Genomic DNA, 16,901 nt, shown 5'->3' with positions numbered 1-16,901 from the left:
GACTTCAAACAGTTCGGTTGTTTGCCTGGCGCTGCTAATGGCGCTTTCCACAGCCCATGCGGCGCCCCGATATGCCGGCGGCGAGCACCTGAAGGTCCGTTGGGAGCAGCAGGACGCCGGCAAGGGCGGCCGGCTTGAAATCAGGAACCAGGACCGCCATCCCCTGCCCGCGCAAGGATGGTCGATCTATTTCAACTGCATCGAATGCGCTGTCGCAGGCCCGCTGGCAGGCCAGCTGGCGATCGATGAACTCGGGGGCGACCTGTATCGCCTGCGTCCAGCGCCAGGCTTCGGCGGCCTGGCCCCAGGGGAGGCATTGGATGCGGCCTATCGCGCATCGAGCGCGGATGCCAAGGTGTACCGCGCCCCTTCCGGCTTGTACCTCGTGTATGAAACGATGCCGGACAAGGCGCAAGCGATAAGGGATTACCAGTTGCTGCCACTGCCGCGCCCGGACCAACTGGAACAAGGCCAGGCCGTCACAGCACAGGACCTGTACCAACGCAATGCACAAACCGTCGCGCTACCCGCCGAAGCTTTGCCGCCCATCTTCCCCACTCCGCTGCAACTGCAGAAAGGGACTGGCGTGCTGCACCTGGCATCCGCGCCGGCCATCGTTGCCGGCGACGGTTTGAAGAATGAGGCCGGCGTTGCCGACAGCTTGCTGAAACAATACTTGCCGGCGAACGCGCCGCAAGCTAGCAGCGCAACGCTGCGGCTCTCGCTCGGCCCGGTCGCCGGACAAGCGTCTCCGGAGGCTTACACCCTGGCCGTGGACGCGGCCGGCATCACGATCACCGGCAACAGCGCAGCCGGCGTCGCGCACGGCCTGCAATCGCTGCGCGACCTGCTGCCTTTGCCCGCTGCGGGCGGCAAGAAAGCTGTCGACCTGCCCATGCTGACAGTCACCGACGCCCCACGCTTCGCCTATCGCGGACTGATGCTGGACGTCAGCCGCAACTTCCAGCCAAAGCAAACCATCTTCCGCCTGCTCGACCTGATGGCGCGCTTCAAGCTGAACGCCTTCCATTTCCATTTGACCGACGACGAAGGCTGGCGCCTTGAAATTCCCGGCTTGCCGGAATTGACCAGCATCGGCGCGGTGCGCGGCCACAGCACCAAGCCGGGCGTGCGCCTGCCGCCGGCCTACGGCTCCGGCCCGAGCGCCGCCGATCCGCACGGCAGCGGCCACTACTCCCGCGCCGACTACCTGGAGATCTTGCGCTATGCGGCGGCGCGCCATATCGAAGTGATCCCTGAAATCGAAATGCCCGGCCACGCGCGCGCTGCCGTCAAGGCGATGGAAGCGCGCTACCGCCGCATGAAAGCAGCCGGCCATGCTGGCGCCGATAAGTACCTGCTGCACGACCTGGACGACCGCTCGCAATACAAGTCCGCGCAGTACTACAACGACAACGTGATGAATCCGGGCCTCGAGTCCACCTTCACCTTCATCGAACACGTCGTGAAGCAGGTCTCCATCCTGCACCGCGAAGCCGGCGTCCCGCTGCGCACCCTGCATGTGGGCGGCGACGAGCTGCCCAACGGCGCCTGGGAAAAGTCGCCACTCAGCCGCAAGCTGATGGCCAGCAAAAAGCTGCAGACCCATGGCGCGCTGTGGGACTACTTCTACGACCGGGTCGACGCCATCCTGCGCCGCAATGGCCTGGCCACCTCCGGCTGGGAGGAGCTGGGAGCGCGCAAGCACAAGCCCAATCCCCACTTCGCGCAGCGCGGTTTCACACTCTACGTCTGGAACAATGTCGGCGACGCGGCCGACCTGGGCTACCGCCTGGCCAACGCCGGCTACGAGGTGGTGCTGGCGCCGGCCACCAGGCAATACCTGGACATGAGCCATAACAAGAATCCCGATGAACCTGGCGTCAACTGGGCCGCCTACATCGAACTTGACGACGTCTACAACTTCGTCCCCCTGGACAAGAGTCTGACCGATGCCGGCATGCGACGCATCCGTGGGCTGGAAGCCGCCCTGTGGACGGAGACCATCCGCGACCCCGCGCTGATCGAGTACCTGCTCATGCCGCGACTATTGGCGGTCGCCGAACGCGCGTGGGCAGCCCCGCCGCAGGCCGACGGCTGGCCGGGCTTCGTCAACGTCCTCGGCCAGCGCGTGCTGCCGCGCCTCGACCTGGAGCAATCGCCGCTAGGCCCGGTTAACTACCGCATCGCACCACCGGGCTTGGCCAAGGATGGCGACAAGGTCCACGCCAACCACGCCCTGCCCGGCTTCGCCTTGCGCTACACCAGCGACGGCAGCGAACCGACTGCCGCCAGCCCCTTGGTACAAGGCCCGATAGCCGAACGCGCCCTGATCCAGGTGGCGGCCTTCGATCGCAATGGCAGGCGCGGAGGGATATCGCACATCGACAATCGCTAAAAGAAACACAGCAATCTCCCGAAATGTCGTATCCTCGCCGTCGCATTATTGCTTTTAGTGCAACATTCAGAAACTATTCATTTCGGGAGACTACATGAAGAAGATATTGGGCGGCCTCGCCTTGGCAATCTGCGCAGTGCACTTTCCAGCCAGCGCCAACACCATCTACCTGACGCGCCACGCTGAGAAATCGGCCACCGGCACCGATCCTGTACTGACGGCGGAAGGACAGGTACGCGCCACCAACATTGCCGCGACTTTGAAAGATGCCCGGGTCAAGCATGTCTATTCGACTGCTTACCAGCGCACGCAGCAGACCGCGCAGCCCCTGGCCACCTACCTGAACTTGCCGGTCACCGCCTACGACCCGAGCCAGCTTGCGGCGTTCGCACAACAACTGCGCGCCCTGCCCGACAATGCGCTGGTGGTCGGCCATTCCGACACCACGCCGGACCTGATCCGGCAGCTGGGCGGCGATCCGGGCAGCGCTATCGCGGAAACGGAATTCGACCGCCTGTACCAGGTAACGTTCGCTGCCGACGGCGCGGTGACCACCACCCTGCTGCATTCGCTGCCAAGCAGCTTGAACCTGCCATGCGCAAGCGTGTCGCTGAACCAGTCCAGCTTGACCGCCACGGCAGGCAACTGGCTGTATTTCACCATCAACGTGCCTGAATGCGCGAATACCTTGAACGTGAATATGAGTGGCGGCAGTGGCGACGGCGACCTGTACGTGCGCGTCGGCGCGCAGCCGACTGCCAACGATTACGCCTGCCGTCCCTACAAGAACGGCAACACCGAATCCTGCGCCTTGAGCAACCCGCAAGCAGGCACCTGGCACATCGGCATCCGTTCCTACACAACCTTCAGTGGTGTCTCGCTGAACGCCAGCGCGGTCCAGTAAGCACGCGGTCAGGCGCGCTGCAATGCCTGTGCGGAGATCTCGGACAGGCATTTGCGCAGCACGTTCAAGTCCACCGGCTTGACCAGGTAATGCTGCATGCCGGCGTCGGACGCGTGCTGGCGCGCCTCCTCATGCCCCCACCCCGTCATGGCGATGAAAATAATGTCCTCGCAGCCTTCCATTTCACGGATGCGGCGCGCCGCCTCATAGCCCGGCATATCGGGCAGGCCGATATCCATCAGGACGGCGTGCGGGTGGAAGCGCGGGGCCAGTGCAATCGCCCCCTGCCCATCGTGGGCCTTGGCGACCGTGTAGCCTTCCATTTCCAGCATCACCCGCAGCATGTCAGCGCCGTCTTCATTATCGTCGACGACCATGATGCGCAAAGTATCGTCGGCATGGATTTTGGCGGCGCCAGAAGCCGGCCGCTCCCTGCTGCGCCGCTCCGGCACCACAATCGGCATGCGCAGCACAAATTCGCAGCCCCTGCCGCTGCCCTCGCTGGTAACGGAGACATTCCCTCCATGCATGCGCGTAAAACGCTGGGTCAGGCTAAGCCCGATACCCAAGCCGCCGAGTGAATGCACGCGTCCTGCTTGCCCCTGCACGAATAGGTCGAAGATGCGTAAACGCGCCTCCGGCTCGAGCCCGGCGCCATGGTCGCGCACCACGAACACAATATCCTCGCCATCCGCTTCGGCGCGCAGGTGGATGGTCGAGCGCGGCGGGGAGAACTTGACCGCATTGCCCAACACATTGGCCAGGCTCTGGACCAAGCGCGCCCGGTCGCCAAACAGCAGAACGCTGCCCGTTGGCTGGCGCAGGTCGAGAGTATGGCCGCCCGCGTCGATCTGCTGGCGGCAGATTTCCACCACATGCTGCAGCACGGTCGCAACGCTGACGCGCTCGCATTTCAAGGCAACCTTGTCGTTGGTGATGCGCGCCACGTCCAGCAGGTCGTCCACCAGGCGGGTCAGGTGAACGACCTGGCGTTCAACCACCTGGGTGATGCTGCGCACCTTGGGATCGCTGTTCGGTATGGTATTCAGCACGTCCATCGCGGTGCGGATCGGCGCCAGCGGATTGCGCAGCTCATGGCCGAGGATGGCGAGGAATTCATCCTTGCGGCGGTCGACTTCGCGCATTTCGTATTGGCGCCGGCGCGCCCGCCTGGCCGACAGCGCGGCGCTCACCAGGGTCGCCCGTCGCACGGGCCGTTCCAGCAAAGTGACGTTGCCGACCCGCTCGAAGATTCTCTGGATACCGGGGGAATCCAGCCCTTCCTTGCTCAAGACCAGCACCGGCAAATCCGACCAGGCCGGCTGTGCGGCAAGGAAACCGGTAAGCTCGCGCAGGAAATCGTCGTTGAAGGCTTCTTCGATGACGAACAGTGCCGCAGCACCCTGCTGCAATTCATTGACCACGTCGCCCAGTGCCGGACAGTTATGGCAGACCAGGCGTACCGGGGTCAATACCTCCTCGATCAGGCGTGCGTCTTTGCCGATCGGGGCGAAAACGACAATGCGCTGCTCCAGGTCATTCATGCTCTGGTTCGTCCCTGCCTTGGGCAACTTTCACCGGAACCCCTGTCAGAATTCCGCGGAAGCCCTTCAGCACCGGCCCTACCTCAATGCCTTTTTCGGTAATGGCGAAGGAGCGCAACGTGGTCTCGTGCTTGCTGCCGCGCTTCTTGAATACCGACAGGGCCTTATGCACCGCACCGCCAGCCTCGTAATAGCGCAACAGCAGCACGTTGTCGGCCAGGTAGCTCACGTCCACCGTGCTGCCCATGGGGCCGATCACGCCATGTTGAACGCCGACCAGCAGGGTCACGACACCGCGCTGCCCCAGGTACGTCAGTATCTCGCGCAAATGGGTGGTCAGGAAGCGCGTTTCCGGCATCGCATTCATGTAGCCGTTCAGGCTGTCGATCACCACTACTTTGGCGCCTTCGTCAGCCGCCTTGCACACCATATGCGCGAACTGCCCAGGCGACAGTTCGGCCGGGTCAATCTGGTTTACCTGCAGCAGGCCCGCTGCCAGCGGCTTGCGCAAGTCCATGCCGATGCCGTCCGTACGATTCAGCAAAGTGTTGAAAGACTCTTCGAAGACGAACATGGCTGCCTTCTGCTGGTGGTCCGTGACGGATTTGACGAACTGGGCCGCGAGACTGGATTTGCCGGTCCCGGGCGGACCGGAGACCAGGGTACTTGAGCCTTCTTCCAACCCGCCCCCAATCAAGGTATCAAGGGACGACAAGCCACTTGGTACCTTTTGCCGCAGCGCGATCTCGCGCGACTCGGAAGCTATCAGCCTCGGATACGCAATAACGCCGCCGGCGATGATCGCATAGTCGTGCGGTCCTCGCCGGTAATCGATGCCGCGGTACTTCACGACGCGCAGCACGCGGCGTTCGGCGCCGTACCCCGATTCGACCTGTTGCAGCGAAATCACGCCATGGGCGATACTGCGCACCTGCTGGTCGCCGCCCACGGCCGTTTTGTCATCCAGGAATAGCGCGGTGCAGGCACGCCTGGCGAAATACTGCTTGAGGGCCAGCACATGGCGCCGGTAGCGTAAAGGGTTGCCAGCCAGGAGTTGCAATTCCGACAGTGAATCGAGCACCACGCGGGTGGGATTGAGACGGTCGATCTGCGTCAGGATCAGCCGGTTGGTTTCGCTCAATTCGACCTCGGACGGATGGAATACCGTGTACTGCTCTTCAGGATCAAGCACCCCTTCGGGAGGAATGATTTCGTGCACGGCGATACCTTCCATCGAAAAGCCGTGCGACTGCGCGACCGCACGCAGTTCCACTTCGTTTTCCGCCAGCGTGATATAGAGCACACGTTCGCCTTGCCGTGCCCCCTCCACCAGGAACTGCAGTGCCATGGTGGTCTTGCCGGTTCCAGGCTCGCCTTCGAGCAGGTACAAGCGGTCCTTGGTCAGGCCGCCCGCCAGGATCGAATCCAGGCCGGTGATGCCGGTTGAAATGAAAACATTGGTCTGCTGGTTCTGCGGCTGGAGCATGTCGATCCTGCACGAAGATTGTCGATAAGACACTTTAGCACCTGTTGCCGAATGGCTTGTTTCGATTGCCGCATATTTGATTTTGAATCAAAAGTATTTAGCAAATACAGGGCTTAATCTGCAAATATTGCGCCGGTACACTGCGATCCATTGAAAAACTCTACGAGACCTCACAATGCGATCCTCTACCGCCCTGTTAGCACTTGCCACTGGCGCGTTCGCCATCGGCACCACCGAATTCACTCCGATGGGCCTGCTGCCCGTGATTGCCGACGGCGTCACCGTCAGCATTCCCACTGCGGGCATGCTGGTATCAGCGTATGCCGTTGGCGTCATGGCCGGCGCACCGGTGATGACTTTGCTGTTCAGCCGTTTCGGCAAACGTGCCGCCCTGATGGCGCTGATGCTGATCTTCACGGTCGGTAACCTGCTGTCGGCCTTCGCACCGAGCTATACCACCTTGCTGCTGTCGCGCCTGGTCACCAGCCTCAACCATGGAGCCTTCTTCGGCATCGGCGCCGTGGTGGCCGCCAGCGTGGTGCCAAAAGAGAAGCAGGCCAGCGCGATTGCGGCCATGTTCATGGGCTTGACCCTTGCCAACATCGGCGGCGTGCCGGCCGCCACCTGGATCGGCCAGCAAGTCGGCTGGCGTGTGGCCTTCGCCGGCACCGCTGTGTTGGGGCTGGTCACCATTGCCGCGCTCTGGCTGGCCTTGCCCAAGGGTGAAGCGGGCACGCCGCCGAACCTGCGCCGTGAGCTGAAAGTGCTGACGCGCCCCGAAGTGCTGCTGGCGATGGGCACGACCGTGATGGGTTCCGGCGCCATGTTCGCGCTCTACACCTACGTCGCGCCGATCCTGGCCGAGATCACCCATGCCAGCCCCGGTTTCGTGGCTTTCGCCCTGGTATTGATCGGCATCGGTTTCACTCTCGGTAACAGCCTGGGAGGACGCCTGGCCGACTGGTCCCTCGATGGCGCCACCAAATTGATTCTCGCAGCGCTTGCCGTGACCATGGCTGTCCTGCCGCTGGTGATGACGACTGAAGTTGGCGCCGCCATCGGCCTGGTGGTCTGGGGCGCTGCCGCTTTCGGCATCGTGCCGCCGGTGCAGATGCGGGTGATGCAGGCAGCAGCACAGGCGCCCGGCCTGGCCTCGTCGGTGAACGTGGGAGCCTTCAACCTGGGTAACGCGCTTGGCGCTGCGCTCGGCGGCGTGGTGATCGGCCAGGGCCTGGGCTATGCCGCGGTGCCACTGGTTGGCGCGGCACTGGCTGCGGGCGGCCTGGCGCTGGTCTGGCTTGGCAATGCTGGGCGCCGCAGCGCATCGCCTTCCGCCACTTCCTCCATCTGAACCAGGGGAGTTCCATGAGTGCTACCTTGGCTCGCCTGACTGAGGGCGGCTTCAGCATCGGCATCGAGGCTCCGCTGGACAACGACTGGACGCATGCCGGCGAGCAGGCAAGGCAACAGGCCGGTCGCCTGCCGGGCGAACCGGACCTGCAGCGCCACGCGGATCTGGCCCAACTGGCGGACCGCCTGGGTTTTCGCGCCTTGTGGGTACGCGACGTGCCAATGTACGACGCTTCGTTTGGCGATGCGGCCCAGGTGTTCGAAGTGTTTTCCTATCTCGGCTACCTGGCCGGCATCACCAAGGATATTTGGCTTGGCACGGCTGCCGTGGTGCTGCCGATCCGCGAACCGCTGCTCACGCTGAAATCGGCGGCTACGATCCAGCGTCTGAGCGGCAACCGCCTGTTGCTGGGCGTGGCCAGCGGCGACCGGCCGGTGGAGTATCCGCTGTTCGGCCGCGACTTCGCCCAGCGCGGGGACAGCTTCCGCGAACAGCTCGCACTGCTGCGCGACGGAGCGCAGTCAAGCCTTTCGCGTGGCCTGGATGTGTTGCCGCGCATGGAAGCGCCCTTGCCGCTGCTGGTTGCGGGCCTGGCCCAGCAAAGTCCGGATTGGGTCGGCCGTCATATGGACGGCACGCTGGCCTATCCAGGCACCCCGGAGGACCACGCCCGGCGCGTGGCGGCCTGGCGCGCCGTGGCCGGCGACAAGCCCTACGCCACCTTCATCCACCTGGACTTGAGCGAACGCGCCGATGAACCGATGCAGCGCTGGCGCTTCGGCTTCCGCGGCGGCCGCGAAGCCCTGATCGGTGAATTGAGCGCGCTGCGCGCGGCCGGCATCGGCCATGTCGGCCTGCACTTCCGCCGCAACCGCCGCCCGCTTGGCGAAACCTTCCACGAGATCGCCGAACACGTATTACCGCTGTTCCACGCTTAAGCCGTGTTATTTCGAGGCCGGGCACTTCTTGCGGGGTGCCCAGTCCCATTGCTCATTGTTCTTGACCAGTTTGACCTTCCATTTACGGTCCGGGTCGGAGCTGCACGAGGCGTTTGCCACCAATTCGCCGTTGGGCATCCAGGTTGGCGTATTCAGGTCCGCGTACCGGTAATTCGGGTCGCTGGCGGGGATAAAGTCATAGCCTGACCAGGACAGCTTTCCATTCGCCGCATATACCTTCCACACCCCCGTCGTCCATGCCGTCCGGCTGTTCGCTCACGAGGTAGGCGCGGCGGTTCATCTTATTTGGTAACGTCGACAATATCTGAAGAAAAATCGAGGAAAAGCTCGTGGTGACGCGGTTTTGCAGAGCCGGCAGTGCTGCTCGGTTGATCCGGCAAATAGCCGAAATAGCGGAACCTGAGGCCCTTGGCGGACCATCCAAAGCGCTGGCTGCGCGCGACTTTTTCGTCCTGGGGACGCTGCCCTTCGGCGAGCGTGATCAGGATTGGCTCTTTCTCGTTGAAGTCGATGATGGCATAGCCCTGCACGCCATAGTGCGGCGGTTGGGTGTCGCGCACGATCACCACGTAGCCACGTTCATTTGCAATGATCGAAGGGCAGCCAACGCCGCTTTGCCGGATACCGTTGGCCAGCGTATCGCCTTCCGAGATCCAGCTCGACTCGACCGTCTGGCGAAAAACGACCCGGCCATTCAGCTTCAGCACCTGGAAGTTGTCCGTGCTATCGTCGTTGATGCATTCGAACTTGCCTTGGGGCGTATCGGCCCATGCATAGCCCCATGATTTGCCGCCGAAGTCGGCGGCATGGCAAAAGCTGGCGTAGAGCGCAAATTCAATTCCGGACGAAACCAAGCGTATATTCTTCATTCTTTTTTGCGCCTGTTTCAATGGCGTTCCGGTTCAAGCTTTCGGTGGGCGCAGACTTTAGCCGAACCGGGACCCTGGAAGTCTATCGAATAGTCACGACTCCGGGCTTGCGTATCAAATGTCGTATCATGCTGGCATATTTGAACTTGCCCTGAACGTGTGCATCGATACGATCTGATTAGCTGTCATGACTGCGGCGTGCTGCATCGCCGGCGCCCGGTGCGTCCGCGCGAGAAGGCCCGTTGCGTGCGCTGCCGCTCGGTGATGTATCGCGGCATCCATTCCGACGCAGGACGCATGGCGGCCATCACCCTGGCGACCCTGATCGTGTACCTGATCGCCCAGTGTTTTCCAATCGTCGAACTGGACGTGAACGGCAACGCCTCGCGCGCCACGCTGCTGGGAGCTATCGTGGTGCTGTGGCAGGGGCATATGCCGCTGGTGGCTGCGGCGGTCTTCCTGTTTACCATCCTGCTGCCGGCCATCGAGCTGCTGTCCCTGCTGCACGTGACGCTGTCTTTGGCGGGCGGCCACAAGCCGAAATCGTTCAATCTGCTGCTGTATGCCATTCACCTTGCGCGGCGCTGGGGCATGACCGAGGTGCTGATGATCGGCATCCTCATCACCATCGTGAAGATGACCAGCCTTGCCACAGTGGTGCTGGAACCCGGCCTGTTTGCCTTCGCCGCGCTGACCCTGATGCTGGCCATCGTGGTGTCGTTCGATCCGAAAATGTTATGGAACCTGGGCGACACCATGACGCCGCAGCCGGACGTTCCGCCGCCCGTTCCACAAGCTGCCTTGTCATGCCACGTCTGCGGGCTGGTTTCCGCGGACAACGGCACGTCGCACCAGGATTGCCCTCGCTGCCGCGCGCGGCTGCACCGCCGTCAGCCGGATAGCCTGGGCCGCACCTGGGCCCTGCTGATTGCCGCCGCCATCCTGTACATTCCCGCCAACCTGCTGCCCGTGATGTACACCCATTCCCTGTTCGGGACGGAGGACGACACCATCATCAGCGGCGTGCTGTATTTCTGGGACAGCGGCTCGCCCGCGCTGGCCGCGATCATCTTCGTCGCCAGCATCGTGGTACCGCTGCTCAAGCTTGCCGCCTTGTCCCTGCTGGCATGGACAGCGCAGCGCCGCTCGCGCTGGCGCCCTTTGCAGCGCACGATGCTTTACCGCATGGTGGAATTCGTGGGCCGCTGGTCGATGCTGGACATCTTTGTCATTACCCTGACCGTGGCCCTGGTGCGATTCCAGACCCTTGCCACCATCACCGCCGGGCCCGGAGCCCTGGCGTTTTGCGCCGTCGTGGTGCTGACCATGCTGGCTTCGATGCAGTTCGACCCGCGCCTGATCTGGGACCCGGTCCCGCCCAATGGAGAAAAACATGCCTGAACACGACGGCACCCCAGCCAACACCGCCGGTGCTCCCCTGCCCGAACCACAGCTGGAAAAGGCCAGCCATTGGCTGCCTTCGCTGGTGTGGCTGGTGCCCCTGCTTGCGGCACTGATCGGCATCGGCCTGGTCGCCAGGTCCTACTTCGACGAGGGGCCGACGGTGGTGGTCAGCTTCCGCAGCGGCGAAGGGCTTGAAGCCGGCAAGACCAAGGTGAAGTACAAGGACGTGGACGTGGGCCAGGTGCGTGCAATCTCGCTGTCGCCGGACCTCAGCAAGGTGCTGGTGACCATCGACATGAACAAGGACGCGCGCCGCTTCACCGCCACCGATACGCGGTTCTGGGTAGTGAAACCGCGCATCGGCGTGAGCGGCGTATCCGGCCTAGGCACGCTCTTGTCCGGCGCCTACATCGGCGTCGATGCCGGCAAATCGAAGGACAGCAGCAGCGAGTTCACCGGCCTGGAAAAGGTACCGCAAGTGGCGGGCGACCAGAAAGGCACGTATTACACGCTGCACGGCGAGTCGCTGGGCTCGATCGACACCGGCTCCCCGGTCTTTTACCGCCGCATCCCGGCCGGCCAGGTCATCAGCTATGACCTGGAAAATAACGGCAAGGGCGTGGCGATCAAGGTCTTCGTCAATGCGCCGTACGACCAGTACGTGGGCAAGAATACGCGCTGGTGGCATGCCAGCGGGGTCGACCTGCAGCTCGATTCCGGCGGCTTCAAACTGAATACCCAATCGGTGGCGGCATTGCTGGTGGGCGGTATCGGTTTCGAATCGGTTACCGGCCGCAAGCCGGATACCGTCGCTGCCCCCAACACCGAATTCCCGCTAGCCGCCGACCAGTCCCGTGCCATGCGCGAGCCGGATGGTGCCCCGATTACGACCGTGTTCTACTTCAACCAGTCGCTGCGCGGCCTGTCGCCCGGTGCGGCGGTCGATTTCCGCGGCATCGTGCTGGGCGAAGTACGTTCGGTGGGCGTCGAGTTCGATCCGGTCAAGAAGGACTTCCGGATGCCGGTCACGGTGGACATGTACCCGGGCCGCCTGGGCAGACGCTTCCAGGAAACCGTCACCGACGACAAGGACCGCAACGCCGGCCCGCTGGTGCTCGAACGCATGGTCAGCCACGGCCTGCGCGGCCAGCTGCGCACCGGCAACCTGCTGACGGGCCAACTGTATATCGCGCTGGACTTCTTCCCCAACGCGGCACAGGTCAAGCTGGATATGAATGCCTATCCGATCGAAGTGCCGACCGTGCCGAACGCGCTGGATGAACTGCAGGCGCAGATCGCCAGCATCGCGCGCAAGCTGGATAAGGTGCCGTTCGACCAGATCGGCAACAACCTGCGCGACTCGCTGAAGAGCGCAGACAACCTGTTCAAGAAGGTCGACTCGCAGCTTGTGCCGGAACTACAATCCACGCTGGGCGAAGCGCGCCAGACCTTCGGCGCCGCGCAGCAGGTACTGCAGCAGGATTCGCCGGTGCAGTCCGACCTGCGCGCGGCCTTGCAGCAGTTGACGCAAACGCTGCAATCGCTGAACGAACTGTCCGATTATCTTCAGCGCCACCCGGAAGCGCTGATCCGCGCCAAACCACAGCCCGCGAAGGAGAACAAATGATGCGCCGGCATGCCCTGTCTGGATGTGTAGTGCTTGCATTGTCGCTGGCCGGCTGTGCAAGTCCGCCGCCGGAACGCTTCTATAGCCTCAGCAACGGCATGCAGGCCGCCGCCAGCGTGCCGAATCCCGGCTACTACATCGAGGTGCAGAACGTTACCGTGCCGCAGCAGGTGGCGCGCAGCCAACTGGTGGTGACCTCCGGCGAAGGCCGCATCGATTTGCTGGAGCAGGAGCGCTGGTCTTCACCCCCTGCATCGGAAATCGGGCAGGCGCTGTCGCTGGCAATCTCCGGCGAACTTGGCGCCATCGACGTATTCCGCACACAGCCGCCGGAAAAAGCAACGGTCTACCGCATCAGCACCAATGTGCAGCGTTTCGAATCGGCACCCGGGAAATATGCGCTGCTCGACGCCGTCTGGAGCGTGCGCCTGGCGGGCAGCGCGCAGGTCCTGACCTGCCGCAGCACCGCCCGTGAAGAAGTCGGCGCCGGCTACGACGCCCTGGTGATGGGCCACCGCCGCGCCGTGGCCAGGCTTGCGGCGGACATCGCCACGGCCGTGCGCAGTCACGCGGCGGGCAAGGCGGCCTGCCCTTCCTAGCTGCCGGACTTTTCGATCAGGATCTTCGTCGCCTCCTGGCGCAGGGCGCTGTCCTTGCCCTGCCCTTCGCCGCCGATCTCGCGCATCATTGCCGACATATGGGCGCCGGCGGCCATGGTGCCGACCGTGCGCACCGCGGCGCCGACCAGTGGCGCACCGGGAAACGGCAGCATGCTGATCGCGGTAGCGCCGATGTGGACGGCCGCGGTGCCCGCCGCCGTTGCCTGCGCTTCGAACTTCAACCTGTCCTGCATCGCGCCCGTCACCTGGTCGATGCCCTCCTTGCTGGTGGTCGCTGCGGCGTAGGCCGTATCACCAACCTTCTTCGCGGTCTCCACCATCTTGGTGGGATCGAAATTGTCCACCGCGTCCTTCACTGCGGCCTTGCCGAGCCGCGCGGCATCGCCGCCGGTGAGTGGCGCGTGGCCGCTGACTACCTTGGCCGCGCCGAATGTGGCTTTGGCGTCATCCTGCACGCGTTCTGCCAACTGCTTGAGCTCCTCGGCGGTGAAGACGGGATTCTGCGCCACCGTCCTGGCATCCTCTCCCAGCTGCTGCATCTTGCCGAACTGCCCGCTGACACCGCTGGAAAACGGCGATCCATTTATCGGTCCACGAATGGCGTCACCGAGCCTGCCCAAGCGTTCGTTGCCGGTGCCCGACTGCTGGACCGCATGCGGCGGCCTTGGCGGCAATGCCTGCGGCTGCGCCGGTTGCTGCTGTTGCTGCGCTTCGTTGCGATGGGCCATTCGATCCAGCACGGCGCCTGCGGCGGCCGTTCCCACAGCGGTTGCAAGCCTACCTAGCATGGTGCGTCCTTTCTTTCGGTGACGAGGCATTCCCCATGTGTAGCGCGGAGCGGCGGAAAGTTCCCCTCCGTCTCCGGTGGAACCGGCGCCGCGCATTCCCTACTCATCTCCAGCATCGCGTCCCCCAACCCATCACTGGAGAGTGAACATGAGCATCGACGTCTACCGCAACCTGATCAACCAGATCTGCGAGCACGCGCAGATCCCCGACCCGCGCGCCCTGTACGACAAGGCCGAACTCGATATCGGCGGCACCCAGTTCCTGCTGCGCCATGGCGGCGAGCAGGCGCCGCATATCGTCAACATCTACTGCGGCCTAGGCCCGTTACCGGCGGAGTCGCGCGAACTCGTGCTGCAACGGCTGCTGGAGACCAACCTCCTGTTGGCCGGGTCAGGCCACAACGCCACCTTCGGCTACAACACCGAAATCAAACAGGTCGTCTTGTACTGCATGCTGCCGCTGGACCAGTCCAGCGGCATGCTCACGCTGGCCATGCTGCGCCACTTCGCAGCCGTCGCCGAACAGTGGCGCACAACTTACTTCCTGGACGAAAAGGACACCTCGAACGACAAGGGGGGCAAGACGGCCCAGGGCGCGCGCTCGCGCCTTGACGCGCAGTTGCGCCAATCCGGTAACGGGGCGGAAAGCAGCCCGGCATAAGACACGTCGCGCTTTTTCTTTCACCGTCCTTATACATTCGTCCCGAAGGAGATCCCATGTTTGGAAATTTCCCCGGCATCGCTTCGCTGAACAACACGATCGCGATGCACCAATGGCTGCAAAACCAGAACCAGGCAAACCCGGGCCAAGGTGCCCTCCCCGTCAGGCACGCGCCGACCAACCAGAGCCTGCAACCCTCTTCGAGCGCGCAGCCGGGCATCCCGGCGCATGCCGGCGCTACGGCACATGCCCAGCTGCCGCCGCACATCCAGGAGATTGCCGACGCCCTGCGTGCGCGCGACGCCGAGCTGGCCGCCGTTAAAGGCCCGTTGCTGAAAGACCTTGAACGCCATGGGCCGCTCAACCTGGACATCCTGGCGCGCCAGTTTGCGCTGGAAGGCCAGGCCCTGCGCGGCAGCCTCGGCAAGGAAGCCCTGGACAGCCTGGCTTCAGGTGCGGTATTGCAGCGCGCTGTATCGGGCCAGGTGGCACTCGGCACGCGCGGCGCCGTCAGCGAAGAAACCCTCGATGCCATCATCAATCCGGAAGGCCACCCCGAATTGCCACCGCCCTTGCCGCCCGAGGCCCTGGCGACGATTGCTCCAGGCCTGGGTGCACCCGGTTCGGTCACCCTCGAAGCGAACCGCGCCACCGCGCTGGATTCCGCTTACAGGCACGTCATCGCCAAGCTGGAAGCGGATGATCCGCGCAACCAGGCCATGATCGGCAACGTCAAGTTGAGCCAGACGGCTTTCAAGGTGCGCGTCGCCGACCGCGAAAACCAGCTGGAACTGAAAGCACTCGCCTGCCAGATCGACATGGAGAAAGCGTCGAACAAGGTCCCAGTGCCAGGAGTGCGGCCCGAAACGAAGCGCGAGGCCGATACGGCAGTCGCCAAACCCAAGCTGGATGCGGCGAAAGCGGAGCTCAAGGAATTCCACCAGGCCAGCAACTTCATTCTGCATGCCGAGCATCTGGAAAGCCTGAAAAGCCGTGCCATCAACATCAAGGAACAGGGCCTGAAGGAGAACGTGCCCAAGATCGCCAAGGTAGCCATCGGCCAAGGCTTGCCGCAAGCCGTTTCCTCCGCTGCGCACTGGGGCTATGCTCGCAACGCTGCGCTCCTGGCCTCCACCGCTGTCCTGAACGGACATGTCAACCGTCCCGTCGAACTGGTGGCGGGCGTACTGGCGCAAGCCGTTGCGCTGGGCACGGCGCACAAGCTGGTCGGCGATATCGCACGCGACGGCTTGCACAGCCTCACCGAAGTGGGGGGCTGGATACGTCCCATCGAATCGGTGCAGGCGGATGTCTACTTCCCCGATGCGCCGCGCATCGAGTTCAACACCCAGGGCAGCTTGCAGGTGCATTCCGACGACGAGCACGCTGCACTGAACGACGCCAGCATCAAGGATAGGAAGGAATTCCAGGACCACGCGCTCAAGGGCGGCTTCGGCACCCTCAAGGGCGACTTTGCCGGCTTCGCCTCCTTCGCTTCAGCCAACGCGATCCGCGATGCTTTGAGCAATGCGACGGAACTGGCCAACTCGATCCATGCCAGGGCTTCCGCATCCTTCGCGGGCGGCGGCGCCATGGCCACCGCGCAGAACCTGATGGCCTTGTCGGACCATCACGACGGTTTGCCCACGCGAGTGTTTTCCAAGCATACCAACCCGCGTTCAGCCTTGCAGCGCATGTGGAATTCGTCGCAGAAGCTTGACCTGACCCAATCGGCCAACCGGGTGGATTTGTACAGCAGGATCTGGGGCGCCGGTGTCGGCATGACCATGGCCACTGCCGTCCAGACCTACGCCAGCGATGCGTTGGACCGCGCCCGCGATCCGAACGGCGGCAACACGGCAAACCGGCTTTGCCACGCTGTTCTGGAAGGCTTCAAGTCCTACCTGACCTTGATGCCATTCTTCGCCGGCATCGTTGCCTCAGCTGAGGGCAAGAATCTCAATCCGGCAGGCACCTCGGACTTGACCAACCGGGTGCTATCCGGCCCGCTAAACGCCGCTTCGCCGGTCTACCTCAAGGACGGCGCTAAGGCGACGCACACAGCGCCACCAGGCTTCAAGCGCATTCCGCAGGGCGCCCACAACGTTTTGCGCGGCATTTCATCGTTCCCGGCCCAGACCGGCGCGGTGCTGACCGAGAAAGCTGGCCAGGGCGCGGCGAAGGCGATCGGGAAAATGCGTCATAAACAAGCGCCGCCCCCGGACGAAGAGCAAGGGCGCAGCACGCAGCAGCCATAGGGTATGCGAGGTCCGGCCAGCGCCGGACCTCT

At 63.5% G+C, this 16,901-nt stretch carries 14 protein-coding genes; 9 read left to right on the top strand and 5 right to left on the bottom strand.

Annotated features, from left to right (window positions below; all coding sequences use genetic code 11):
* Nucleotides 1-37 precede the first annotated feature (37 nt).
* Together BM269_RS11915 and BM269_RS11910 are read left to right on the top strand one after the other, a co-directional pair.
* Nucleotides 38-2,398, top strand: a complete 2,361-nt coding sequence (locus BM269_RS11915; protein ID WP_229204608.1) for a family 20 glycosylhydrolase — start codon at nt 38-40, stop codon at nt 2,396-2,398.
* A 94-nt stretch (nt 2,399-2,492) separates the two neighbouring features.
* Nucleotides 2,493-3,302 carry a pre-peptidase C-terminal domain-containing protein gene (locus BM269_RS11910; RefSeq protein ID WP_211482684.1) on the top strand — a complete coding sequence of 270 codons (810 nt, stop codon included), beginning with the start codon at nt 2,493-2,495 and terminating at the stop codon, nt 3,300-3,302.
* An 8-nt stretch (nt 3,303-3,310) separates the two neighbouring features.
* Here the strand turns inward: BM269_RS11910 and BM269_RS11905 are convergent, their stop codons facing one another.
* Both BM269_RS11905 and BM269_RS11900 read right to left on the bottom strand, forming a co-directional pair.
* Nucleotides 3,311-4,846, bottom strand: a complete 1,536-nt coding sequence (locus BM269_RS11905; protein ID WP_090437220.1) for a hybrid sensor histidine kinase/response regulator — start codon at nt 4,844-4,846, stop codon at nt 3,311-3,313.
* Complete coding sequence (locus BM269_RS11900) at nt 4,839-6,332, bottom strand: ATPase domain-containing protein (protein ID WP_090437219.1); 1,494 nt, start codon at nt 6,330-6,332, stop codon at nt 4,839-4,841. The genes BM269_RS11905 and BM269_RS11900 overlap by 8 nt, the downstream gene beginning before the upstream one ends.
* A 175-nt stretch (nt 6,333-6,507) precedes the next feature.
* Here BM269_RS11900 and BM269_RS11895 point away from each other — a divergent pair, with 175 nt between their 5' ends.
* Together BM269_RS11895 and BM269_RS11890 are read left to right on the top strand one after the other, a co-directional pair.
* Nucleotides 6,508-7,683 (top strand): MFS transporter, encoded by a 1,176-nt coding sequence (locus tag BM269_RS11895; protein ID WP_090437218.1) that lies wholly within the window; start codon nt 6,508-6,510, stop codon nt 7,681-7,683.
* Nucleotides 7,684-7,697: 14 nt separating this feature from the next.
* Nucleotides 7,698-8,621, top strand: coding sequence for a TIGR03571 family LLM class oxidoreductase (locus BM269_RS11890; protein WP_090437217.1), 924 nt, complete (start codon nt 7,698-7,700; stop codon nt 8,619-8,621).
* Between the two features lie 6 nt (nt 8,622-8,627).
* On the opposite strand, the gene BM269_RS11885 is transcribed toward BM269_RS11890, so the two are convergent.
* Together BM269_RS11885 and BM269_RS11880 are read right to left on the bottom strand one after the other, a co-directional pair.
* Entirely contained in the window at nt 8,628-8,867 is a 240-nt protein-coding gene (locus BM269_RS11885) for a hypothetical protein (protein ID WP_090437216.1), read from the bottom strand.
* Nucleotides 8,868-8,923: 56 nt separating this feature from the next.
* The gene (locus tag BM269_RS11880; RefSeq protein ID WP_139232721.1) at nt 8,924-9,532 is read right to left on the bottom strand and encodes a hypothetical protein; all 609 of its coding nucleotides are present in this window, start codon (nt 9,530-9,532) and stop codon (nt 8,924-8,926) included.
* Between the two features lie 177 nt (nt 9,533-9,709).
* Here BM269_RS11880 and BM269_RS11875 point away from each other — a divergent pair, with 177 nt between their 5' ends.
* From BM269_RS11875 to BM269_RS11865, 3 genes are read left to right on the top strand one after another with little or no spacing between them, the layout of a single operon-like run.
* Nucleotides 9,710-10,912, top strand: a complete 1,203-nt coding sequence (locus BM269_RS11875) for a paraquat-inducible protein A (protein ID WP_373994388.1) — start codon at nt 9,710-9,712, stop codon at nt 10,910-10,912.
* The gene (locus BM269_RS11870; protein ID WP_090437213.1) at nt 10,905-12,542 is read left to right on the top strand and encodes a PqiB family protein; all 1,638 of its coding nucleotides are present in this window, start codon (nt 10,905-10,907) and stop codon (nt 12,540-12,542) included. Before BM269_RS11875 ends, BM269_RS11870 begins: the two co-directional genes overlap by 8 nt.
* Nucleotides 12,539-13,141, top strand: coding sequence for a PqiC family protein (locus BM269_RS11865; protein ID WP_229204607.1), 603 nt, complete (start codon nt 12,539-12,541; stop codon nt 13,139-13,141). The genes BM269_RS11870 and BM269_RS11865 overlap by 4 nt, the downstream gene beginning before the upstream one ends.
* Here the strand turns inward: BM269_RS11865 and BM269_RS11860 are convergent.
* Nucleotides 13,138-13,890 (bottom strand): hypothetical protein, encoded by a 753-nt coding sequence (locus BM269_RS11860; RefSeq protein ID WP_139232720.1) that lies wholly within the window; start codon nt 13,888-13,890, stop codon nt 13,138-13,140. The genes BM269_RS11865 and BM269_RS11860 overlap by 4 nt on opposite strands.
* A gap of 208 nt (nt 13,891-14,098) precedes the next feature.
* Between BM269_RS11860 and BM269_RS11855 the strand changes: the two genes are divergently transcribed.
* Together BM269_RS11855 and BM269_RS11850 are read left to right on the top strand one after the other, a co-directional pair.
* Nucleotides 14,099-14,611, top strand: coding sequence for a CesT family type III secretion system chaperone (locus tag BM269_RS11855; RefSeq protein WP_090437211.1), 513 nt, complete (start codon nt 14,099-14,101; stop codon nt 14,609-14,611).
* Between the two features lie 56 nt (nt 14,612-14,667).
* A complete protein-coding gene (locus BM269_RS11850; RefSeq protein ID WP_090437210.1) occupies nt 14,668-16,869 on the top strand; it encodes a hypothetical protein in 2,202 nt (733 codons plus the stop codon).
* Nucleotides 16,870-16,901: the final 32 nt, after the last annotated feature.

It is taken from the genome of Duganella sp. CF458, assembly GCF_900113115.1.
Lineage (GTDB): Bacteria > Pseudomonadota > Gammaproteobacteria > Burkholderiales > Burkholderiaceae_D > Rugamonas.
Note: the sequence above shows the minus strand (reverse complement) of the source record. Positions and strands in the feature narration are given on the sequence as shown.